The sequence below is a fragment of the Corynebacterium sp. genome (genome assembly GCF_030532715.1).
In the GTDB taxonomy this organism is placed as follows: Bacteria; Actinomycetota; Actinomycetes; order Mycobacteriales; family Mycobacteriaceae; genus Corynebacterium.
In genome coordinates, this window is sequence record NZ_JAUNKO010000001.1 from 589,352 (window position 1) to 611,629 (window position 22,278).

General features: G+C 53.8%; 16 protein-coding genes, 2 tRNA genes, 1 pseudogene and 1 CRISPR repeat array. Of the genes and pseudogenes, 12 read left to right on the forward strand and 7 right to left on the reverse strand.

What is annotated here, in order from left to right; all coding sequences use genetic code 11:
• Positions 1-61: 61 nt before the first annotated feature.
• The 4 genes from Q4D83_RS02705 to cmrA form a co-directional block, all read right to left on the reverse strand.
• On the reverse strand, positions 62-268 hold the full coding sequence (locus Q4D83_RS02705; protein ID WP_303172728.1) for a hypothetical protein: 207 nt from the start codon (positions 266-268) through the stop codon (positions 62-64).
• Between the two features lie 203 nt (positions 269-471).
• A tRNA-His gene (locus Q4D83_RS02710) sits at positions 472-544 on the reverse strand.
• 45 nt (positions 545-589) lie between these two features.
• The gene (orn, locus tag Q4D83_RS02715) at positions 590-1,222 is read right to left on the reverse strand and encodes an oligoribonuclease (protein ID WP_303172730.1); all 633 of its coding nucleotides are present in this window, start codon (positions 1,220-1,222) and stop codon (positions 590-592) included.
• Positions 1,222-2,022 carry a mycolate reductase gene (cmrA, locus tag Q4D83_RS02720; protein WP_303172732.1) on the reverse strand — a complete coding sequence of 267 codons (801 nt, stop codon included), beginning with the start codon at positions 2,020-2,022 and terminating at the stop codon, positions 1,222-1,224. The genes orn and cmrA overlap by 1 nt, the downstream gene beginning before the upstream one ends.
• A gap of 417 nt (positions 2,023-2,439) precedes the next feature.
• On the opposite strand from cmrA, the gene cas7u reads away from it, so the two are divergent.
• The 10 genes and pseudogenes from cas7u to Q4D83_RS02770 all read left to right on the forward strand — a co-directional run bounded on the left by cas7u (position 2,440) and on the right by Q4D83_RS02770 (position 18,890).
• On the forward strand, positions 2,440-3,651 hold the full coding sequence (gene cas7u, locus Q4D83_RS02725; RefSeq protein WP_303172733.1) for a type I-U CRISPR-associated RAMP protein Csb1/Cas7u: 1,212 nt from the start codon (positions 2,440-2,442) through the stop codon (positions 3,649-3,651).
• A 2-nt stretch (positions 3,652-3,653) separates the two neighbouring features.
• Positions 3,654-5,225 carry a type I-U CRISPR-associated protein Csb2 gene (gene csb2, locus Q4D83_RS02730; protein WP_303172734.1) on the forward strand — a complete coding sequence of 524 codons (1,572 nt, stop codon included), beginning with the start codon at positions 3,654-3,656 and terminating at the stop codon, positions 5,223-5,225.
• Positions 5,212-7,947: a type I-U CRISPR-associated helicase/endonuclease Cas3 gene (gene cas3u, locus Q4D83_RS02735; protein WP_303172870.1), complete on the forward strand. Its 2,736-nt coding sequence runs from the start codon at positions 5,212-5,214 to the stop codon at positions 7,945-7,947. Before csb2 ends, cas3u begins: the two co-directional genes overlap by 14 nt.
• Positions 7,947-9,008 (forward strand): aldehyde dehydrogenase, encoded by a 1,062-nt coding sequence (locus tag Q4D83_RS02740; protein ID WP_303172735.1) that lies wholly within the window; start codon positions 7,947-7,949, stop codon positions 9,006-9,008. The genes cas3u and Q4D83_RS02740 overlap by 1 nt, the downstream gene beginning before the upstream one ends.
• Complete coding sequence (cas1, locus tag Q4D83_RS02745; RefSeq protein ID WP_303172736.1) at positions 9,005-10,609, forward strand: CRISPR-associated endonuclease Cas1; 1,605 nt, start codon at positions 9,005-9,007, stop codon at positions 10,607-10,609. Before Q4D83_RS02740 ends, cas1 begins: the two co-directional genes overlap by 4 nt.
• A complete protein-coding gene (cas2, locus tag Q4D83_RS02750) occupies positions 10,606-10,908 on the forward strand; it encodes a CRISPR-associated endonuclease Cas2 (RefSeq protein WP_303172737.1) in 303 nt (100 codons plus the stop codon). The genes cas1 and cas2 overlap by 4 nt, the downstream gene beginning before the upstream one ends.
• 187 nt (positions 10,909-11,095) lie before the next feature.
• Positions 11,096-14,772: a CRISPR direct-repeat array (repeat unit 36 nt; unit sequence GCTTCCTCTACTTCGGTAGAGGACTTTCATTGAGGC).
• Positions 14,773-14,813: 41 nt separating this feature from the next.
• Positions 14,814-15,821 (forward strand): annotated as a pseudogene (locus tag Q4D83_RS02755) (IS30 family transposase); the annotation flags it as partial.
• A 135-nt stretch (positions 15,822-15,956) separates the two neighbouring features.
• Positions 15,957-16,673 (forward strand): hypothetical protein, encoded by a 717-nt coding sequence (locus Q4D83_RS02760; RefSeq protein ID WP_303172739.1) that lies wholly within the window; start codon positions 15,957-15,959, stop codon positions 16,671-16,673.
• Between the two features lie 258 nt (positions 16,674-16,931).
• Positions 16,932-17,159 (forward strand): hypothetical protein, encoded by a 228-nt coding sequence (locus tag Q4D83_RS02765; RefSeq protein WP_303172741.1) that lies wholly within the window; start codon positions 16,932-16,934, stop codon positions 17,157-17,159.
• 234 nt (positions 17,160-17,393) lie between these two features.
• Positions 17,394-18,890 (forward strand): peptide MFS transporter, encoded by a 1,497-nt coding sequence (locus tag Q4D83_RS02770; RefSeq protein ID WP_303172743.1) that lies wholly within the window; start codon positions 17,394-17,396, stop codon positions 18,888-18,890.
• 34 nt (positions 18,891-18,924) lie between these two features.
• On the opposite strand, the gene Q4D83_RS02775 is transcribed toward Q4D83_RS02770, so the two are convergent.
• Together Q4D83_RS02775 and Q4D83_RS02780 are read right to left on the reverse strand one after the other, a co-directional pair.
• Positions 18,925-19,497, reverse strand: coding sequence for a hypothetical protein (locus Q4D83_RS02775; protein ID WP_303172745.1), 573 nt, complete (start codon positions 19,495-19,497; stop codon positions 18,925-18,927).
• A gap of 32 nt (positions 19,498-19,529) precedes the next feature.
• The gene (locus Q4D83_RS02780; RefSeq protein ID WP_368502169.1) at positions 19,530-20,723 is read right to left on the reverse strand and encodes an Ig-like domain-containing protein; all 1,194 of its coding nucleotides are present in this window, start codon (positions 20,721-20,723) and stop codon (positions 19,530-19,532) included.
• A 395-nt stretch (positions 20,724-21,118) separates the two neighbouring features.
• Between Q4D83_RS02780 and Q4D83_RS02785 the strand changes: the two genes are divergently transcribed.
• Positions 21,119-21,191, forward strand: a tRNA-Lys gene (locus tag Q4D83_RS02785).
• Between the two features lie 143 nt (positions 21,192-21,334).
• On the opposite strand, the gene Q4D83_RS02790 is transcribed toward Q4D83_RS02785, so the two are convergent.
• Positions 21,335-21,610: a DUF3618 domain-containing protein gene (locus Q4D83_RS02790; protein WP_303172875.1), complete on the reverse strand. Its 276-nt coding sequence runs from the start codon at positions 21,608-21,610 to the stop codon at positions 21,335-21,337.
• A 193-nt stretch (positions 21,611-21,803) separates the two neighbouring features.
• On the opposite strand from Q4D83_RS02790, the gene bcp reads away from it, so the two are divergent.
• Complete coding sequence (bcp, locus tag Q4D83_RS02795) at positions 21,804-22,274, forward strand: thioredoxin-dependent thiol peroxidase (protein ID WP_303172746.1); 471 nt, start codon at positions 21,804-21,806, stop codon at positions 22,272-22,274.
• The last annotated feature ends 4 nt before the right edge of the window (positions 22,275-22,278 follow it).

Consider the following 22,278-nt stretch of genomic DNA (forward strand, 5'->3'; position numbering starts at 1 on the left):
GGGTACTTAAGCATCAAGTATGGCGTGACACATCACAAAAAAGCAATGGTTGTGTCTGAGATCATATTTGTTGGGTGAGGCCGAGCGGGCGCGCGCGGTCAGCGGCCTCGCGGACTTTAATCACGTCATTTTCGTATCGGACTATAGAAAACGCCATCGCCCCAATGGCAAGCAAAGCCAAAATGGCGATGTACAGCGGATCAGATCCAAAAAGATACAATCCGATAACGGAAATTGCCGCGGGTACGAGCCATAGTGCCCGTGTCATGTACAGTGCCTCCAAGCTGTGGGATGGTGCCTCAACATACTGAAAATTGGGGCTAATCTTCCTTGACAATTAGGTAAAACCCGAGGTCAAGCCTACCTGTTTTTATTCACCGGCACATTTTCACCCCCCCAGGGTGCACCTGCTGGCGCCAATGGCGAAACCCCACACAGACGCAAACACGCCAATGCGGGGTTTCAATTCGGGGTGGCTGACGGGGCTCGAACCCGCGACACCCAGGATCACAACCTGGTGCTCTACCAGCTGAACTACAGCCACCATCGCTGTTTCATGCAGCGAGGACTATAGTAACTCACCGGCGCACTATTGCAAAAACTGCTGGTAGGCGTGGGTAGATTCCCGGGAAGCCTCCAACGCTTGGTCCGTGCTTACCCCCGGCAGCGGGGTGAACACACTGCGTCGGTAATAGTCAAGTTCACGAATGGATTCGACGATATCGGCGAGCGCGCGATGGGCCATCCCCTTGGTGGGTTGGTTGTAATAGGCACGCGGGTACCAGCGGCGAGCAAGTTCTTTAATACTCGAAACATCAATCATGCGGTAGTGCAAGGCAGCATCGAGACGCGGCATGTACTCGCGGATAAAGGTACGGTCAGTGGAAATAGAATTACCAGCCAGCGGCGGAGGATGATCCTTTTCGCAGTGCTGTTCGATGAGTGCCAAGACTGCCCGTTCAGCATCCTGGAGGGTGATGTCGGACTCGCGAATTTGGTCGATGAGGCCACTACTGCTGTGCATCTCGGTGACGAAGCCATCCATCTCACGCAGCTCCTCCTCGGTGGCATACACCACAAGGTCGACGCCTTCACCCATGATATTGAGTTGCGCATCAGTAACAAGGGCTGCAACCTCAACGATCACGTGGCGCTGCGGGTCCAACCCCGTCATCTCAAGATCAATCCACACCAAACGGTCGTTTTTCGCAGGAATATCCATCAGGCCATTTTCTTGTAGAAGCGCCCAATCAGCGGCGCAATCACACCAGTGGGCAAGAACGTGGAAAGCACATGCATCAACTTAGACAGCGGACCGGGGACGACGCGGCGCCGAGAAGCGGCAATAGCAGCAAGAGTTTCCACCGAGCAAGAGTCGTACGTTGTCCACAAAAAATTCGGCACAACGCGATCCACAATAGTCATTTCCTCCGGAGGCACATACGCTTCCCGCACCGGCCCAGGTGCCAACAACGTACACGTCACACCCGTACCCTTCAGCTCATAATGCAAGGCCTCCGTAAACGCGTTCACACCAGCCTTAGTAAACACATACGTCGCATTATTCGGGATCGGCACATTGCCAGCCGTCGAACCAACATTCAAAATCGCCCCCTCGCGGCGGGCCAACATGCCCGGCAAGACCGCACGCGTCAACTCAAACACGGCCGTAGCATTCAACTCAAATTGCTGCTGCTCCCGCCCCCAATCCTGCGCCATAAACGGGCCAAACGTCGCCGTGCCAGCAGAATTAATAATAATGTTCACCTCCCGCTCGGCGATCTCCGCAATAAGCGCCCGGCGCTCCCCAGGATCCGAAAGATCACACGCACGAACCTCCGCGGTAATGCCGTAACGCGACGCCAAATCCGCAGCAAACTCTTGCAACACCTGCTCACGGCGCGCCACCAAAATCACACTATGACCAAGCTTGGCCAAATCCCGAGCAATCGCCCGGCCAATACCTTGACTCGCACCAGTAACAAGCGCCCGGGCAGACGCACTAGGAGAAGGGAGGGACATACGATGCCTTCCAGTTGAATTCCACATCGCCGACCATCGTACCCGGTACCTAAGCCTCGCATGTGCAGTTTTAGCACCCAGCACACGAGACACCAAGCGAATATGTAGCTAAGGTGCCATCCGATAGGCTCAATGTGGGCGGCGCGACCTTTCATTGAGGCTAGGTCACTCTCGTTAAGTGAGCATCGGCTCAAACGCTGTCGCGTCGCCCGCCATGGAGATTAGGGTGAGCAGGCGAAATTACAGATTTACTACTAGGTTATTATTGGTTAAATGAGCCGAGTTAATCGTGACTGCTTGACCAACTCAAGAAGTTGTGATTACAATACGGTTAAGCAATTTCAGTGTAGGAACATCACCTAACACAGAAATTCGAAAATTGGAACACTTGTTCCCATGCCGATCTAAGGAGGATCAATGTTGAAGTTCGAAGATTTGATTGCCGCATGCAGTGCTGGTGGCGCATCAGTACTCACATCGGTCACGGAATTGCAGGCCGCAGCAGGAACCCACGCTTCCGTCGCTCCAGCAAAATTTGTTGACCGAAGCTCATCGGTGTTCGCATTTGAAACGCGATACATCGATGGTCAACCGCAACAAGTCGCGCTGCTGGACTCCAAGCAATCACAACTCAATAGGGCGGAAGCGGCTTTCATGCAGGACGTCCGAGCTGGCCACCCCCTTGCCACGCTGGTGCCCCGTATCGAGGTAGAGTACGAAAATGGACCGGCTCTAACTGACATGGAGCTACCGCATCGTTTCGCTGATGGACACATCCGTGCTGGCAAGATCGATGGCGCACCAGCCACTACGAACGAACAATACCGCGCAGTACGAAACTGCAACTCAGCTAACTACAAACCGCTGCTGAACACCGCCCCCGCTGCCGCGATTTTGGGAGCATGGGATTCCACCCGCCCGCACAACCAAGTACGTCTACGCAGTGCACTGACTGGTGAAATCATCGGTTCGCTCGCAAACCAGAACGCGAAACCAACTGATCAGCAATCACGACGAGGAGGGGCTCGTGTGGATAGCGTCGCCATGAGCGTCCAACTTGATCCGCAAGCCCTAGCGGAACTCGTAGACGATCAAGAATCAGAGCTAAGCCCAAAATTGGTAGAAAAGATCCGTGAAGAGATCAAGAAGGCGAAAAAACAGAAAATCTCCGCTTCTGCGCTCGGCCTGGGCGGTATCCCGCCGCAATTAGAAGCTCTCGGCGGGGTCTCTTGCAGTCGAATAATTCGTTCTTGGGTTCTCAGTTTCGCCACCTTGCGCCAACTCCGTTTCGGTGAAGGACCAGAAGGTGATGTCGCCGGGCGTGCACTGCTCGCCGCATTCGCTTTGGCAATGATGGCTCGCGCAGAGCGGGAGCTTTACCTGCGCGCAAACTGCGACTTGGTGGAAACCGACGCTCCTGTAGTCACTCTTGATGAGCGTTACGGTAAAAAGCGCGTATTGCAGCCAATAACTGTAGAAGAAGCCGATGCATTGCTGGAACAAGCAATCGAGCACGCACGTAAAGTTGGGGTCGCAGATTGGCACGGCCAAGTATTAAAGGTCGTTGGCAATCCAGCAATTCTGAGCGGTGCAGACAACTCTGTCGACAACGCAGGAGAGGGAAGTTAACCGTGCGCGCCTTAAACCTCGTAGCGAGGTATCCATTAGGCGTATTTCAAGGCCATAAACGTGATAAACGCCCAGATTGGATGCCCGATCCTGCGCGTCTACATGCTGCATTACTAAATTCAGCAGCACAAGGTTGTTGTGCCGTGGAAGCCAATGGCAGGCTTGCGCCTACTGAAACCTCCTTAAAGGCATTGCGATGGCTGGAGGAAAACCCACCCTCAGGGATCCAATTACCTGAAGCTCAATGGGTGTCTCCTGCCACCAGCAGGTTTGCGTACCGCAAAGTAAGCAGCATCAATAAAAAGCGTTTGACAGAAAACCGACCGGTCTCCGACGGCGTTGCGATGGCAGGAACAGTGGGCTGGCACTGGGAAAACGTCCCGGACGATATAGCGGATACGGTCGAGTTATTGGCGCAAGACGTTTCTTGCCTTGGTGAAGCGCAAAGCGTTGCCGTTATCGAACCTGGCGAGGTTCGCCCCACGCTGCTTCTCGATATCGCGGCCACACCTTTCACACGCGGTGGAACCCTAGTTCGCGTACCTGCATCGGGTAGAACGGAGCATCTGATCTCCGAATACCTGTTGGCGAATCCTAAAAAACTTCCCACGGTCACCGCAGATAAAAAGAAGGATGGAGAGTCACCTAGACCGCCCCGCGGAACGCACGATTGTGTGCAGGAACTGCAATACAAACAGCCAAATGCTCGAATTGTGGATGCCCCTTGGAACAAGGTAGTGCTGTTTGAACTAGCCGGACCGACATTGCGCAGCGACCAGCATGTCCCAGTGTGCGTAGCCATGCACCGTGCCATTATCTCAACCCTTGGCTATGGCGCTTCCAGCATGGTCACAGGCAAATACGGCACGACAACAGAAACACAACCTGCAAATCGACTAGCAATTCAGTACCTAAATGTAGAGCATGTCGAGCGATTTGGCCTGAATACTCATGCATTAGCACTACTACTTCCCCGCGATGCTACAGATATTGAACTCCACCAATTGGTACGTGGACTGACAGGCGTCAAAGAGCTTTGGGGACGCGAAATTGGTCGTAGACGGTTATATTTCCATGGTACAACTGTCGCCGCAGATGAGTTTTGGCCAAAACCCGCACCAGGAACCGTTCGTTTTTGGGTTCCACAAACCGTGGTAATACCGGAAACACGGCCAGTACGATCCGCAAACACAAACAAGTCTTGGTCCTTAGCTGATGCAGGCTTATTGTCGCTTTCCTATGTATGGCGCGACGAATGTGACCGCATCGGCAAAGGGCAGCAGTTGTACCGCTCATTGCGGGATCAAATAGCGCAACGTGGCGCCTTTGTTCATGATGCGCGTACGCTCCCCGTTTCCGCTACGAACTACGTACACCGATCGAACAAGAGCCTTACGGTACAGCCTTGGACTGGGTTGTTTTACTTAGGGGATTTGATGAAGGACTCCACAATTGTAGCCGTTGGACAATCCCGGCATCTTGGTGGCGGTTTGCTGGTCCCCATGGATATCCCGAAAGAATTTGCATTAGCCCTCATGGCGCAACATAAGGAGATTGACAATGTTGCAAATTGATCAATTTGATCGATTTTTTGCCGCACTTAACGGTGGGCATACACCGTTCACATGGCAGTGTGAGCTGTTGGAAAAAGTGGCGAAAACAGGTCAATGGCCTGACCAAATCGTTGCTCCAACCGGTGCCGGGAAATCTTCAGTGGTGGACATTCATCTCTTTGCTAACGCCCTTGCCGCCGCTGGTATTGGAGCACGAGTACCACGCCGCCTATCCGTAGTTGTAAACCGCCGAGCCTTGGTCGATAATCAACAAAGTCGTGCAGAGGGAATATTGAACCGAATGCACGAACTACTCGAACATGGCGCTAAAAACCCTAACGATGCGGTAGTACTAGAAGCGGCGCAAGCTTTGCGTGCACTCCGCACCGAAAATGATGGTGCCGCCGATCCATTCGTGGTGGGGCACTTGCGAGGCGCTCTGAGCAACCGGACGATCCCAGTTAACGATCCAAGCAGCGTTGCGGTCATCGCAGCTACCCCAGACATGTGGGGCTCGCGTCTCCTTTTCCGAGGGTACGGCAGCACCAAAAGGGCTCGACCCCGCGAGACCGCATTGCTCGCAATAGACTCTGTTTTAGTATTGGATGAAGCGCATTTAAATAAGCAATTACTCTGTACGGCACGTCGAGCCCGCGAACTTCAAACATACGGAACAGACATCGGCGTTCCATTACTGCAGGTAGTGGAAACCACCGCAACACCAGATACCAACGGTGGCCTGATTTCCATCGGGGTCAACCCACAAAAGCTGAACACCGAACGTGACATCCCACTGCAGAAACGCATTACAGCGGCGAAGCGTCTCCAATACCAAGCTGTAGAAAAGTGGAACGGCAAGCCGGCGAACACAGCAGTGGTGAACACGATCGTCGAAAAGCTAGAAAGCCAGCTACAGACATTCGGGAAGACTACAGGCAACGCCGCAGCCACGATTGGATGCGTAGTAAATCATGTGGATACCGCGACTCGAGTGGCCAAGCTGCTGAGGAAAAAGGAGCTTTCTGTAGAACTATTGGTGGGGCGAATGAGAGCCGCAGACGTAGAAGCGCTAAAACAACGCCGACACGGCCTATTCACGCCAAAGGGCGACCCTGCAGTGGACGTGGTGGTGGCTACACAAACTATTGAAGTCGGCGTAGACATCGACTTCGCGGCAATGGTCACTGAACTGGCACCCGGTTCCTCGCTAACACAACGATTCGGGCGTGTGAATCGGCTGGGTGAGCGAGCTGATTCTGAAATCGTGATAGTCGGTCCGCAAGACGCGGAAGAAATCAAGCCAAGCCATCCTCCATACAAAGGTGACGACTTACGCGCAGCATTCGAATGGGTGCATAGGCTGTTAAACATTGGAAACGTTAACCCTGCAACAATCGATGAGAACCCCGCACCATCCGCGTCGCCAGACCGCTTGCTTTTTCAACGCCTCGAGTTTGTGGAGCTCATGAACTATGCGAGAACGAGCGACAGCTTGTTCGCAGAACAAGACCTAGCGCTCTGGCTGCGGGATTCATTAACAGATGAATCCGCTGCAGGCGGCATTGTGGTAAGGAGCCCGCTTCCACAAAACGACTCAGCGTGTTGTGACCTACTATCAGCGTTACCGCCTCGTGACGAGGAAGTGTTCCCCGCCGCGTTAACAATCCTTCGCGATATTCTTGACGCGTTAGTCATGTCCGACAACGAGCGATACAAAGCTGAGCTGAATAGTCCCGCCATTCGGCGGCGAGCTTTTCTCTACCGCGAGCGTGAGATTACTCAATGCACAGAGCAAACACGACTGCAACCCGGCGATGTCATTGTGATTGATGCGGCACTCCCCTTTACCACGGAGCAAGTAGCGGATCGAAAACCACAAGACAAAAGCGCTCCATTGCCGATTGCGGATCCATCGTGCGAAGTCTTGGTATTCAAAGAAGAGGACGGCCGGAGAAATTCACCGTGGTTTCAGAAATTCGCTGGACTTAGTCCGGATGAAGCTACGGAACTGTGGATTGAGTCTGGCCATAAAGACGAAGAAATTCTTGTTCCAACAACTGTGCAAGATTTTCCGGGGATCGGTGAAATTGTTGAATGGTATGCGGTACGAACACGTTCTATCGATGCAGACGAAGAGAACCGAGAAATATGGACGCACTCTATTGACGCTGTAATCCTTGAGCGACACCAAAGGGACGTTGCAGAACGTAGCAAGCTGATCTGCGACAAGGTGAACTTGCAGGAACAATATGCGAACGATGTGGTATTCGCGGCTGCTCATCATGATGATGGTAAAGCTGACTGGCGATTTCAAACAATGCTTGGTCGCGACGCAAACGGACCGGAATTGGCAAAGAGCCAGGACCGAACCCGACAGCAGGCCGCCGTCGCGAAACACCGTAGTGGACTTCCGCAAGGTTGGCGTCACGAGCAAATGTCCGCGCTGCTCGTAGCTACAGGTAAGACAATTGGTGAAGAAACGGCATTGGTATCTGAAACTGCGCTACGAATCATCGGTTGCAGCCACGGCCAAGGGCGCTCCGACTTCCCACATACGCTGGAAGGATTGCTTTTCGAGACTGCAGAAAAGGACCTGCTCAAACATGCGAAGTCACTGTTTGTGGAAGGTGCATGGGACGCCATGATCTGGAAGACCGATAAAGAAATTGGTCCCTACCAGATGGCATATTTGGAAAGTCTAGAACGCGCTGCGGACGCCCAGATTTCGAAAGAAGGAAAGTGATGGCGACTCTAACTATTGGGCAAGGAATCCAATCTGCATTGTCACACTTTGCCCTCTATGGGCTCGCTCTGTTGTGCGACGAACAATGGCCGGGTGAAGTGCGGATACGGTGGACGGAAGAACGGGAATCAAAGGCGGAACTATCTATCCCAAACGTTAGCGAAGCAGAAGTAGCTGACTTGCTTCTTGCATACGCGAGGAAGCTGTCAGAACCGAATGCATGGCCGCAAATCAGAAAGTTTTACGGTAGTGAAAAAAGCCGGGCTGAGCGAGCACCGTTCTCGCCCCGTTTCAAACCCATCGACCACGTCGCGAACACAGATGACTGGCGTGACCACCAAGCGTTCCGACTACGCGCGCTGGACGCATGCATTCAAACTGCCGACTTTGTATCTTTGCAATGGATCGTCGGATTAGGAGAGGCTGCCTATTGGCGCTGCGATCTTAAAAACAAACGTCCAGATGAAGGTGCATCACGTTGGGAAATGAAGACGCGGAACAAGGGTGAGGAGTTCGTTAAGGATCGGCTTGGCCCGATGGTAAAAGAACTCAGTACTTGGTCAAATGCAAAAGTCCTCGAAGGAATCACTGGGCGAAGCATTGACGATTCCCTTGGCAAGCAGAAACTAGATTCCCGAACATCAACTGGGTTGACTTCTCCTGCTCCCACCGATGTTGCACTTGCATTCGCAGGTTTACTTGGGATTGCACTATTTCCGCTCGCGCATAATACCAGCGGGCTTTCAATCACTCCGTGTGCATGGCGAACCAGTGATTTGCACCCAAGAAAAATCGTCCTACCGATACCGACTGAACCCCTGAGTTTGGGGAGAATCCGAAACATTCTTACCTCCGAAGCGATGGCAACTATGGTTGAACACTACGGGAGTGAGGGTCTAAACACTGATACCTCTGAGACCTTTGATGTTACGGTCGATGCGTCAACCACTTGGTTGCGCGCACGAGGAATTACCGCATGCTCGGTGTTTCCAATCTTAAAAGCCGGCAGCGATTCGGCGCCAGAGCGGCAGATTCAACGAGGCCAGGTCAAACTGTTGTGAGCACTCTAAACGGAGACGCAATCCCAATCTCTCTGGTCGCGCAAACCGTATTTTGCCCTCGGAGAACTTGGTTGGAAGCAAATGGTGAGAAAACTGATACAGCGCAAGTGCAGCAAGGGCATTCCGCCCATAAAAATGTCGATAATGAGAAAACCTCGCGCAAGCGTCAGCTGCGTGCAGTGACTATCAGCTCACCCAACCTTGGCCTAGTCGGTCGCTGCGATGCGATTGAACAACTGCCAAACGGCGAATATCGAGTAGTGGAATATAAAGCCACACCGTTGAAACGAACAATACACGTGACTGAGGCTAATCGTATGCAACTAGCGTTGCAGGGTCTATGTCTAGCCGAAGAAGGCAAATCAGTTGAAGAGTACGCAGTTCATTTCACCGACCACAATAAAACGATCGAGGTTGAAATTGACGATGATGAGCAAAAACGAGCCATCGAATATCTTCGTAAAACGAAGAAAATCGTTGAATCCCCAACGGCCCCTCCACCGCTGATTGATTCGCCCCTTTGCAACAGGTGCTCACATATATCGGTCTGTCTTCCGGATGAACACCACGGAAAAGTCCTACAACGTAGAGTGATTGCTTCCAACCCAGACAGTCAAATCGCGCATCTAACGGTACAAGGATCAAGGGCATCAATTCAACGCGGGCGATTACGGGTTGCCAAAGACAAAGAAGTCCTAGCTGATCTTCCAATCGAGCGGATCCAAGGGCTCGTTGTACATGGTAATGTAGACATATCTAGCGCATTGATGCGGGAAGTACTCTGGCGGGGTAACACCGTAGTTTGGTGTTCAAGCACAGGGCGAATCTACGGATGGTCTCGGCCATCTGAGGGACCAAATGGGTTGGCACGAGTAAAACAACACGTAATGTCCGACGAAGGAAACCTTCTAGTTGCAGCAGAAATGATCGCTTGCAAGATCGCAAATCAGAGAACAATGCTACGGCGCAACGGCGACTCGACAGAAACCGTTGGAATCTTGCACAAACTACAAAAGGACGCACTAGAGGCATCTTCAATACAGCAACTATTCGGGATAGAAGGCGAAGCTGCAGGCCTATATTTTCAATCGTTTCGCTCCATGCTCCAAGACCATGCGCTCGATAGACTCGGATGGGAATGGAAAGGCAGACATGGCAGAGGTGCAAATGATCCTATAAACATCTTGTTAAATTACACCTATGCCTTACTGGTTTCCGAATGCATACGCGCATTATTGAGCTGCGGCCTCGATCCTCATGCAGGTCTTATTCACAGCAGTAACCGCAATAAACCTGCCTTAGCCCTTGACCTAATGGAAGAGTTCCGTGCACCTATCGCCGATTCTGTAGTGCTTTCATTAATTAACCGACACCAGGTTGGGAAACGCATATTTTCCAGCGTCGGAGAATCACTCAGACTAACCCCAGACGGTAGAAAAACTGTAATAGCGGCATTTGAAAAGCGGATTACAACAGAGTTTCGACACCCCGTGTTCAAATACTCAGTAAGTTGGCGTCGCGCAATCGAGGTACAGGCCAGATTACTCCTCGGCATTTTCGATGGTACCCGAAAGCTTTACCAAGGAGTCAGAATCCGATGAGGCGCGAAGACACGAGACGAATACTTATCGCGTACGACGTTCCCGATGATCGTCGCCGCACTCGACTTGCTAAAGCACTCTCAACATACGGAGATCGCATCCAATACAGTGTTTTCGTTACGGATATGATACCTGCGAAGACGATTCGCTTGAAGGACAAGATACGAGACCTAATTGATGAAAGTGAAGACTCAGTACTCTTCTGTGACCTTGGACCCCTGGCCAACCTTAAAGAGGCGAAGTTTAGCTACATAGGAGTAACTAGGGACATCACCGATAACGATGCCTTAATTATCTAAGGGAACCGATGCGAGCGCCTGTCACTTTACGTGAAACCCTGAGTCGTGCTCGCGCTAGGTTTGCGCTGGTCAAAGACATCACAACTAGCTTGAGGCGGCAGAAATGCCCGTTTCCAGAGCATAATTTGATGAGGTGCTCGCATCTTCGCAATTTGACACAGGTAAGCCGCAATATAAAATGGGGTCTGCTTCCTCTACTTCGGTAGAGGACTTTCATTGAGGCATCGAATGTTCGAGCATATAGTGCAGGTCACGGCTGGCAAGCTTCCTCTACTTCGGTAGAGGACTTTCATTGAGGCTGCATGGCCCACATGACCTTCTGCAAGTGATCCCCCCAAGCTTCCTCTACTTCGGTAGAGGACTTTCATTGAGGCGTTTCGTTGCAACCACGGCTGGCATCACCGGCGTTGGTGGCTTCCTCTACTTCGGTAGAGGACTTTCATTGAGGCATGCAGCGTATGGCGTGGCAGACTATCCGCGCTTTGCTTCCTCTACTTCGGTAGAGGACTTTCATTGAGGCTGATCGGCTGAGTTGTACGAATGCGTCTGAGTCCGCACTAGCTTCCTCTACTTCGGTAGAGGACTTTCATTGAGGCACCACCCCGCCGCAGTAAGCACTGCCGCACACCCAGCTTCCTCTACTTCGGTAGAGGACTTTCATTGAGGCCCGATAATGGGTGGGTTGCTAATGAAGCCATCGTATCGCTTCCTCTACTTCGGTAGAGGACTTTCATTGAGGCACGCTTCCACGGAACGGTTTCAGGAACGGCTACCGCAAGCTTCCTCTACTTCGGTAGAGGACTTTCATTGAGGCGACCGTACTACAGGCGGCATAGGAGTACTTTTAGTTGCTTCCTCTACTTCGGTAGAGGACTTTCATTGAGGCTGTGGCGAATTGTGCGGGGGATCATGCGTTTCTACGCTTCCTCTACTTCGGTAGAGGACTTTCATTGAGGCGGGGCAGACCGCAACGTATGTGAAGGGGGGTGGGGGCTTCCTCTACTTCGGTAGAGGACTTTCATTGAGGCCCGCTGTGTAACGGTGGCTTGGGAAACCGATGAGGGCGCTTCCTCTACTTCGGTAGAGGACTTTCATTGAGGCGATTCGGCGAGCATCCGCCAATACGCATCCAAGATTTCGCTTCCTCTACTTCGGTAGAGGACTTTCATTGAGGCCCATGGTGGTGAGCCGTGTGGTGCAGCGACGCATGGCGGCTTCCTCTACTTCGGTAGAGGACTTTCATTGAGGCCAAGTAAAAGAGGGTTATATGCGCACTTTACAGATCAGCTTCCTCTACTTCGGTAGAGGACTTTCATTGAGGCGTCACATTTGCCTCGCCAACACCTGCATCTTTCACCTCAGGCTTCCTCTACTTCGGTAGAGGACTTTCATTGAGGCGAAACAGAAAAGCAGCGCATCATGGATATCTTAGCGGAGGCTTCCTCTACTTCGGTAGAGGACTTTCATTGAGGCGAGCTGTCTGTTTTGGAGGAAAAGCAACTCCTGAATGCTTCCTCTACTTCGGTAGAGGACTTTCATTGAGGCGGTAGTGGCTCACTCACGTCTAGTGTGATAAAGCCGAGCTTCCTCTACTTCGGTAGAGGACTTTCATTGAGGCGATCAACACCCGCGATACGGAACTCGGGGGAAACATCAGCTTCCTCTACTTCGGTAGAGGACTTTCATTGAGGCTGGTTTGGAGAATTCCACCCGCCTAGTGGGCGATCCGCTTCCTCTACTTCGGTAGAGGACTTTCATTGAGGCGACGGATAGCCCAACGGAGTAGTTCAGGGGCCACAGCTTCCTCTACTTCGGTAGAGGACTTTCATTGAGGCCACTCGATGGTGCGCGCTGATCGGTGCTGATAGAAAGGCAGCTTCCTCTACTTCGGTAGAGGACTTTCATTGAGGCGAGCTGTCTGTTTTGGAGGAAAAGCAACTCCTGAATGCTTCCTCTACTTCGGTAGAGGACTTTCATTGAGGCTGTCGCACCATGAAAATTTTGATCACATTGAACGGCTTCCTCTACTTCGGTAGAGGACTTTCATTGAGGCATTCGTCGTGCGTTCGCTGCGGAGCGGAAGCGGGGGCTTCCTCTACTTCGGTAGAGGACTTTCATTGAGGCTGGGTGACGTCATATGCCTGGACGGTGTCCCAAAAGCTTCCTCTACTTCGGTAGAGGACTTTCATTGAGGCCAACCCCGCCACCAAGCCAGAAGCGGTGACCAAGAAGCTTCCTCTACTTCGGTAGAGGACTTTCATTGAGGCGTCACCTCCCTAAACATCGTGCGCTATGGATACCGCTTCCTCTACTTCGGTAGAGGACTTTCATTGAGGCGTGGAGCACCCGGCGGGGACGGGTAGTCATTGAGGACGCTTCCTCTACTTCGGTAGAGGACTTTCATTGAGGCTTCAACGCTCGACGCTAAAACATGGAGGTTGCTGTGCGCTTCCTCTACTTCGGTAGAGGACTTTCATTGAGGCTTGATGATGGTTGCGGCGTACGCTGCGATTGCCATGAGGCTTCCTCTACTTCGGTAGAGGACTTTCATTGAGGCCGAAGGTGCGGACTTTCCCATGTGTGACTGTGTGGTGCTTCCTCTACTTCGGTAGAGGACTTTCATTGAGGCCGCTTCACGCCGCAACACAAGAGTTACTCTTTCGTGATGCTTCCTCTACTTCGGTAGAGGACTTTCATTGAGGCATCCTGTATGAGCTCGGGATCCAGGCGCAACCCCAAAGCTTCCTCTACTTCGGTAGAGGACTTTCATTGAGGCCTTAGCGGAGAGGCGTGGAGACAAGGGTGGCGGAAACTAGCTTCCTCTACTTCGGTAGAGGACTTTCATTGAGGCTGCTTGGATCAGGCTTTTACGCATCATCCAGCCGATGCTTCCTCTACTTCGGTAGAGGACTTTCATTGAGGCGTGGGTGGAAGCACAAACACCCGGTGTTCCATCCGGCGAAGCTTCCTCTACTTCGGTAGAGGACTTTCATTGAGGCACGTATCAACCCCACCAAAACCACAGGTCACGGTGCTTCCTCTACTTCGGTAGAGGACTTTCATTGAGGCCCGTATTTGGCTGCATTCTCAGGGGGCATTGGGGCTGCTTCCTCTACTTCGGTAGAGGACTTTCATTGAGGCCGGCGCATGGTGCTCGCAGAGTGGGTGGCGGCCGAGGGAGCTTCCTCTACTTCGGTAGAGGACTTTCATTGAGGCTCAAGGCGCAGGTGGGGTGTCTGAGGAGCGCGCCCGTGGCTTCCTCTACTTCGGTAGAGGACTTTCATTGAGGCCTGACGATCCACTCCCACACGGGAGCGAAAGTGTCCTGCTTCCTCTACTTCGGTAGAGGACTTTCATTGAGGCCCGAAAAGACCTGCGTCGCGGCCGCCGTGCGCGAGGCTTCCTCTACTTCGGTAGAGGACTTTCATTGAGGCAAGGCGACGAATTATTTCACGCAGGGCACCGCATATGCTTCCTCTACTTCGGTAGAGGACTTTCATTGAGGCGTCTCCCGCAAAGATCCCGAAGTCGCTCAACTTTTGGCTTCCTCTACTTCGGTAGAGGACTTTCATTGAGGCGCCTGGTATCGGGCACTCGAACAAGGACACCACTGGGCTTCCTCTACTTCGGTAGAGGACTTTCATTGAGGCAAATCTTCTCCCACAGCTCAAACGCATCCCCCTTGCTTCCTCTACTTCGGTAGAAGACTTTCATTGAGGCTGTTAGAAGATTGCCTACGGGGTGGTCAGCAGAGCTGTTTCCTCTACTTCGGTAGAGGACTTTCATTAAGGCCCTTCCCCTCTGTCCACGATCACGCGCTTGCTGGGCGTTTCCTCTACTTCGGTAGAGGAGAGTATGTGAACGGCCGACAGTCACTGCCTATTGCTGTTGTGCCTCAGGGGCGTATTGATCAGCACATATCACCGCGGTATCTCAGCATTGAGGAACGCGAGTTTATCTTTGACTTGCGTCGTCAGGGAGCAGGAGTGCGTGCCATAGCCCGGCGGTTGGGTCGCTCACCTGGCACTATCAGCAAAGAGCTACGCTGTAACCAAGATGACTTTGGCCTGTATTTGCCCACGCATGCTCATCGCAAATCAGTGCTTCGGAGATTCCTGCCCAAACAACGCAAGATCAACTCTGTGCCGGAACTATGGCAAACAGTGATGGAGATGCTGCGTGAGAAGCTTTCTCCGGAGCAGATCGCTGGACGGTTGCGTAAAGAACATCCTGGCGATGACACTATGCACAGGTGTACTGAAACCATCTACCAAGCTTTATTCTTCCAGGCTAAAGGCGAGTTGAAGAAAGAAATCGCATCATGCCTGCGGCAAGGGCGCACGGTGCGCAAACCTCGCGGGCAACGAATTCCCAGGAAACGATTTATCGATCCGATGGTGATGATTTCTGACCGGCCCGCCGAGGTCGAAGATCGAGCTGTACCAGGCCACTGGGAAGGCGACCTCATACTAGGGAAAGGAAACAAGTCTGCTATCGGAACCCTCGTTGAACGAACTACCCGGTATGTGATGTTGTTACATCTTCCTGATGGTCATGACGCTGTCGCTGTCAAAAACGCTTTAATCAAAACCATAAACACTCTTCCCAATCACCTCAAAGGATCATTGACCTGGGATCAAGGAAGCGAGATGGCAGGGCATCAATCCTTTTCAATCGCCACGGACTGCCCAGTGTATTTCTGCGACCCAGGATCACCGTGGCAACGCGGCAGCAACGAAAATACCAACGGGTTACTGCGCCAATACTTCCCAAAAGGAACTGACCTCAGCGTTCACACCGAACACGACCTTGAATTCGTAGCAATGCAATTGAATCGACGTCCCCGCAAAACACTCGACTTCGACACCCCAGCAGAACGAATGACCACCCTGCTAGGAATATCACAAAACTAGGACGTGTCTCCACGACCGCCAGAATCCGCCGCCTTCGGTTTTTTGGGGAGCCCACACCGCCAATAGCGGATCAGCTCCCCCTAGACGCACTTTTTATAGCAACAAATTTTCCAATAGATTGTCTATAATTAAAAAATGCGGTTACTGAATGAGTCGATACGTATTGCTTATGATTGCGTGACGTTGGGTGGGAATAGGTATTTGCGCTCTGGGTTTCTCCGTTCGGAGCGGGACCGGGGTTTATTTCAGGCGGGGATGTCACGCTTGGGGGTTGCGGCGGTGGGTGTGGCGCCGAATGCGATGTTGAATTTCGTTGTTCGGAATTATCGGGCGTCGGGTTTGCATATTTTGGGGTTGGGGTATCATTCCGTCGTTGTTGCGGATGGGGATTGGCGTGTTCGTAAGATTCATCATCGAACATTGCATATGGGGAGTTCTGATCGGCAAGCGTACATTGATCGTTTGCATAGGAAGCAGGATGTGTTGTGTGATCACTTTCCGGAGGAGATGATTGCGCGACAGGATTTTACTGTTGAGCCTTTTCCGTTGAATCCTGAATTAACTACGGTGGTGAGTAAGCAGGAGCGCGTGACGGGCAAGCCGCTTGATTATGGTGATGCCCTTGAGGATCCGGAGGTTGTTCGGCTTTGCAAGGACATGTTAGATAACGCGGGTGCGCTTCCGGATATTGCTGGTAAGAGCAATATTTTAATGAGTGACCCGCATAGCGCGCGCAAGATTATTGTGGATACGATTCCGGTGGAGGCGTGCGACCCTACCGATTATGAGGCTTTCCGGGTTGCGCAGGACATTCTTCGTGTCCAGGATGCCCGCGTATCGGCGTCGCGCTAGCCGCCGGCAGCCTCCGTTGCTGGCCGCATTCCTTGATCACGCCCTCGGAAACATTTTCTTTGCCCGCAATTGGGTAGCGAACTATAGAAATTAGGGTACCCCCAGTTTCTGGAAACGTGAGCTCACCAGCGGAAACCAGTATCATGTCGCTGAGGCTTTTCTGAGCCCGCCATGAGTACCAGCACCGCTCACGCTTCCGCCCAAAGGTGCGGTGGGCACGTGGTGTTTCCAACGCAGTCAAGGCAAGTGATCTCCAAAATGAAACCCATCATTATTGACGAATCAACCGGCCAGCGCCTGTGGACCTCCGCAGAAGCTGCGGCGAACTGCGGTCTCAGTATTGCCAATTGGCAGACTCACGTCGGCAGAAGCGCGCCCCAGCCGGTGGCGCGGCTGGATCAAAGCACGCCTCTTTGGGACCCGAGGGAAGTGAAGTTCTGGCATGCCACTCGCCCCAAGACTGGTTGGAAGCCCCGCGCCTACTAGCCCGGAACGCATCGGGGCGACTGGCCGCGGAGGCCCCGCCGCTGTCACCCGCATTGCATTATTCGCAATGTAGTGTAGAACACACCACCTTGGCGGATGTCCTGCGCATTCTCGCTCACGGCCAAACTCCACCCCCAAATTACTGCCGCCTTTACTTAAATTTCGGCATTTCAATGATCATTAGATCTACTAATTCCTATGGTCTCAGGCATTTCGGGCTTCTACGCTTGTTTTATGACTACTGGAACCTCTACGGACGTTACCCCTGCGGGGAAGGACCCCCACCAGTCGAGAACGTTTTTCGGCCACCCTTGGGGCTTGGCAAACCTATTTGGCGTGGAGTTGTGGGAACGGTTCAGTTTCTACGGCATGCAGGCCATTTTGGTGTTTTATTTGTACTATTCCGCATCGGAAGGCGGCATGGGCCTTGACCGCGACGTGGCTACCGCTATTGTGGGCGCCTACGGCGGCATGGTGTATCTTGCGTGCATCGGCGGCGGATGGTTGGCTGACCGGGTTTTTGGCCCGGAAAGAACATTGTTCTATTCGGCCATTTTGATTATGTTTGGCCACATTTCGCTTTCGCTACTCCCCGGCTACCTCGGCTTGATCACCGGTTTGGTGTCGATTGCACTGGGCTCGGGCGGTTTGAAGACCACCGCCTCTACCGTGCTCGGTGATTTGTATGAAAAGGATGATCCTCGCCGCGATGGCGGGTTTTCCATCTTCTATATGGGCATCAATATTGGCGCGTTGTTTGGCCCGCTGCTCACCGGTTGGGGGTGGAGCCAGTACGGGTTCCACTTTGGGTTCGGTTTGGCCGCAATTGGTATGGCGATCGGCCTGACGCAATACGCGTTGATGCGGAAGCAAACCATCGGTGCGGCCGGCCACGAGGTTTCCAACCCGCTGCCGAAGCGACTGTACCTGCCGTACGCGGTGATCACGATCCTGGTGGTGCTCATCGTATTTGTGGTGATGCGTTCGGGGCTGATCCAACCCCGCCAGCTGTCAAACGTAGTGTCGATGATCGCGCTCGTGGCGGCAATTGTGCTGTTTTGGCAGATGCTGAGTTCGGCGGAAACGACTGCCGCGGAGAAGCGCCGACTCTTGGGATTTATTCCGATGTTTTTGGCTTCGGTTGCGTTCTTCTCCATTTTCCAGCAGCAGTTCACGGTGCTCGCCGTGTATTCGGATCAGCGTTTGAACCGCACGTTCGGTTCGATGGAGATTACGCCAGCGTGGGTGAACGCCATCAACCCGATCTTTATCATTATTTTCGCCGGTATTTTCGCCACCATGTGGCTGAAGCTTGGCGACCGTCAACCCTCCAGCCCCGTCAAATATGCCCTCGCCTTGGTCGTGGTGGGCGTCGCTCCGTTCTTCTTCGTCCCGTTTGCGGGCGGCGGCGCGAATTCCACGCCTTTCCTGGTGATCGTGTGGATCCTGTTTATTTTCACGATTGCGGAATTGTTGATTTCTCCCGTGGGGTTGTCGCTGGCCACCAAGGTGGCACCGCACGCCTTCCCCACCCGCATGATGAGTTTGCACATGCTTTCGCTGGCCATCGGCACCGCTTTGTCCGGCACCTTTGCCGGCTTCTATAACCCCGAGGACGCCGGCGCGGAGAAAACCTACTTCGTGGTCTTGGGCGGCAGCGCCATTGCGTTGGGCGTAGTGCTGTGGTTCCTGTCAAAGCCCATTTTGAAGGCTTTCGACGGCGTGAAGTAGCCTCGCACCCCACCCACCCGTTGCGGCCCCAAGGCTACGGGCCCCACCATTCGAAATAATATTGGTCATTCTGCGAACGCTGGCAAGGGCGGCTCCGGCCGCCCTTTTCCATGCGTGCCGCCTCGCATTCGGCGGGGTCGGCAAACCAGCCGTGCATATGGAAACCCTCATAGCGGGGAGTTTCCGGAACCGAGACGGGGAAACTCCGCTGCGCCATAAACATCGTGGGCCAATCGAACGTTTCGATGAGTTCCCAAATATTCGCCTTGCCGTCGCGGTTGGCGTCGATTGCCGCGGCGTCGAGATCCGCGATTGCCTGCGTAAGCTCGCGGGAGCAGACGCGTTCCTGCACGTGCGCGTCGGCGGCCTCCACCACAATCAAATCCCGGCAATAGGCAGGATCGATGGTAAGTTGCCCCGGCGCGGATTCCGAGTCACCGCTGGCAGCAGCAACACCCGCAGCTTCCCCGGCTGACGCCGTTGAAGTCACGGGTGTTATCGAAATTGCCTGGCTACTCGTTACCGGCGCGCGCGTCTCCTCCCAACCGCACGCCGCCATCACTGTGGAAACAGCAACCAGCGTGCAGGCTACCAGGAAGGTGCGCATAAGCACTCCTCTCCGCGGCGTCGAGAAACGCTTTACTTGTCTACGTTCCCTGCTTTCCAGGTTTCCCACGGAATGTTCCAATCGCCGAGCCCATCGTAACCGGAGAGCTCGCCGCCGACCGTATTCTTAATGATCACCACGTCGCCACGCTTCACGTTGTCCTGGAACCACTGCGCGTTCGCCGTAGAAACATTGATACAGCCATGCGAAACATTCTGGCTCCCCTGCGCCCACACCGACCACGGTGCGGCGTGCACGTAAATGCCGGACCAGGAAAGCTGCGTAGCAAATTGCACGTCCGTGCGGTAACCATCCGCAGAGTTCACATCCAAGCCGTACGTGGAAGAATCCATCACCATCTGTGGGTTCCGGTCCCCCACCACGTACGTACCATTCGGCGTGGGGAACTTCGACGAGCCCATTGAAATAGGCATCGAATTCACCTGCTCCCCGCCGCGGGAAATCGTCAACGTTTTCGTCGCGTCGTCGGCAACCGCGACGACGTTGTCGCCGATGGTAAACGACGATTCATTGTCCAAGCCGCCGTACACCCCGTCGCCGAGATCCACGCCGTACAACTTCGCCTCAACACTCACCTTCGTGCCGGGCTCCCAAAACTCCTCCGGGCGCCACCGCAATACGGAATCACTAATCCAATAAAACGCGCCTTCTACCTTCGGCTCCGTTTTAATCGTAATCGCATCCTGCACCGCTTTTCGGTCCGGAATAGCCACCCCAAACTGGAAGGACACCGTCTGCCCAACCCCAACCACCGACTCCGGGATCGGAGACAACGCTACATTCGCCTCCGCCGTCGGCTTCACGGTTGAAAACGTGGTGTGCACCTTTTCGCCCTCGCTAGTCACGGCGTCAATGGTGTACTCACGGTAAAACCCTAGATCCTCGGTCGTGGTCCACGACTTCCCATCGGAAGACAGCTCGGCTTCCACCACCTTGCCGTCCTGGTTCGTCATGGTCACTTCTTTAAGACGCGACTTTTTCATCGACACAGTCACCGGCTTCGCCGGATTCACGTCAACGGCCCCGTCCTTCACACTTACTTCAGGCTTTTCGGGAGCCTCCTTCGTTGGGGAAGCCGCAGAATTATCGGCACCACCATCACCACTGATGGTGCATCCGGCAAGCAACGCCGCCGTTGTGACTACGGCGAGTATCGCCGAGCCAACACGACCCATCCGGGGACGGGCCACACCAGAAACACTCATCCTCAACTATCTTTCTGCCACCAACCTCAACAAGACCATGCACCACTGTGCACGCTCCCCGAGAATACACCTCGCTTGGCACGGGAAGATAACAGTTTTAAACACGAATAAAAAACGTTGCCGAACTGTTGCAAAACAAAATTAATACCTCGCGCACCACCTATACGCTGGGAGTTTGCCCTTTGCTCAACTCCCGCAAGCTCACCGGACGCAAGAACCATCGTGCATCAAGCGTGATCGTGATGGCGGCGCAGCAATCCCGCTATCGCCGGCGCGTAAGGCGACATCGCACATACGTCGCGCCGACGCCGAGAATAGACCCCCAAAACACCCCCTAACCTGCCGATTTGCCCCACACCGCTCAGGCGGGTTATATTTTACCTCGTTGCAAGCACGGGCCATTAGCTCAATTGGCAGAGCAGCTGACTCTTAATCAGCGGGTTCGGGGTTCGAGTCCCTGATGGCCCACAAACAAAACCGGCACTGGAGAAATCCAGGGCCGGTTTTCCTTATGCAATGAGGCAGCGGCGCGGTAAAGGCTCTGCTCAACCCATCGCCGTTGCCCCGCAACCCTCGCTGAGCGTGAGGAGGCGGGGCGTCGAGAAGCGGTGTTAGCGTTGCGCGAGGAGTTGTTGCAATTCGCGCAAGTCTCGGTGGTATTTGCGATTCCGGCGGATGCTTAAGCCGACGCCGAGTACGACGACGCCAGCGATACCGCCGAGGACGAGTTGCACGCGGGGGTCCTTGAGGCGGTCGCGCATGGTTTTGCGAGCGTCTTCCACGAGGTTTTGTGGTCGGCTACGCTCGGCGATCTGGTCGAGGGTGCCTGCCAGCTGGCGGCGGGTACGTTCGATATCGCGCTGGATGGCGTCAATGTTGCGGGCCACGTCGTTCTCCACGTCTTGATTGATGTACGTTGATTACCGTTAACGGTAGTTCATGGCGGGGTGTATGCGCACGCCCTCCCCGCTACCTGCGCTTTTCGACGCCGCACCCGCCCCGCCACCTGCGAAAAGAACCGGCGCCCGGGTTGCGACCCTGGGGGTACCCAAAAACCGGGGTCGCGGTATTGTTAACCACATGACTGATTCAGTGCGCCTTGCTGTTGGTGATGTTGCGCCAGCATTTTCGTTGCTCAATGATGCGGGTGAAACGGTCTCATTGTCCGACTTTTCGGGTGAGCGGGTCATTGTGTACTTCTATCCCCGCGCAAACACCCCAGGTTGCACCAAACAAGCATGCGATTTCCGGGATAATTTGGGGCAGCTGGAACGTTTACAGTTTCAGGTGGTGGGGATCTCGCCGGATTCGCCGGAGAAGCTAGCAACGTTCCGAGCAGAGCACGGGTTGAATTTCCCGTTGCTTTCGGATCCGGACAAGACGACGATGCAGGCGTGGGGCGCTTTTGGGGAAAAGAAAAACTACGGCAAGGTTGTCCAGGGTGTGATTCGATCCACGTTTGTTGTTGGCGCCGACGGCCGGATCGAACACGCGCTTTATAACGTGCGTGCGACGGGGCATGTGGCGCGCGTGCTGCGGGATTTGGAATAGTTGC

Bases quoted from the DNA above. Each gene is read 5' to 3' on its own strand.
- Q4D83_RS02705 (WP_303172728.1), bottom strand. From the start codon at position 268: ATGACACGGGCACTATGGCTCGTACCCGCGGCAATTTCCGTTATCGGA.
- orn (WP_303172730.1), bottom strand. From the start codon at position 1,222: ATGGATATTCCTGCGAAAAACGACCGTTTGGTGTGGATTGATCTTGAG.
- cmrA (WP_303172732.1), bottom strand. From the start codon at position 2,022: ATGTCCCTCCCTTCTCCTAGTGCGTCTGCCCGGGCGCTTGTTACTGGT.
- cas7u (WP_303172733.1), top strand. From the start codon at position 2,440: ATGTTGAAGTTCGAAGATTTGATTGCCGCATGCAGTGCTGGTGGCGCA.
- cas3u (WP_303172870.1), top strand. From the start codon at position 5,212: ATGTTGCAAATTGATCAATTTGATCGATTTTTTGCCGCACTTAACGGT.
- Q4D83_RS02740 (WP_303172735.1), top strand. From the start codon at position 7,947: ATGGCGACTCTAACTATTGGGCAAGGAATCCAATCTGCATTGTCACAC.
- cas2 (WP_303172737.1), top strand. From the start codon at position 10,606: ATGAGGCGCGAAGACACGAGACGAATACTTATCGCGTACGACGTTCCC.
- Q4D83_RS02760 (WP_303172739.1), top strand. From the start codon at position 15,957: ATGCGGTTACTGAATGAGTCGATACGTATTGCTTATGATTGCGTGACG.
- Q4D83_RS02765 (WP_303172741.1), top strand. From the start codon at position 16,932: ATGAAACCCATCATTATTGACGAATCAACCGGCCAGCGCCTGTGGACC.
- Q4D83_RS02770 (WP_303172743.1), top strand. From the start codon at position 17,394: ATGACTACTGGAACCTCTACGGACGTTACCCCTGCGGGGAAGGACCCC.
- Q4D83_RS02775 (WP_303172745.1), bottom strand. From the start codon at position 19,497: ATGCGCACCTTCCTGGTAGCCTGCACGCTGGTTGCTGTTTCCACAGTG.
- Q4D83_RS02780 (WP_368502169.1), bottom strand. From the start codon at position 20,723: ATGAGTGTTTCTGGTGTGGCCCGTCCCCGGATGGGTCGTGTTGGCTCG.
- bcp (WP_303172746.1), top strand. From the start codon at position 21,804: ATGACTGATTCAGTGCGCCTTGCTGTTGGTGATGTTGCGCCAGCATTT.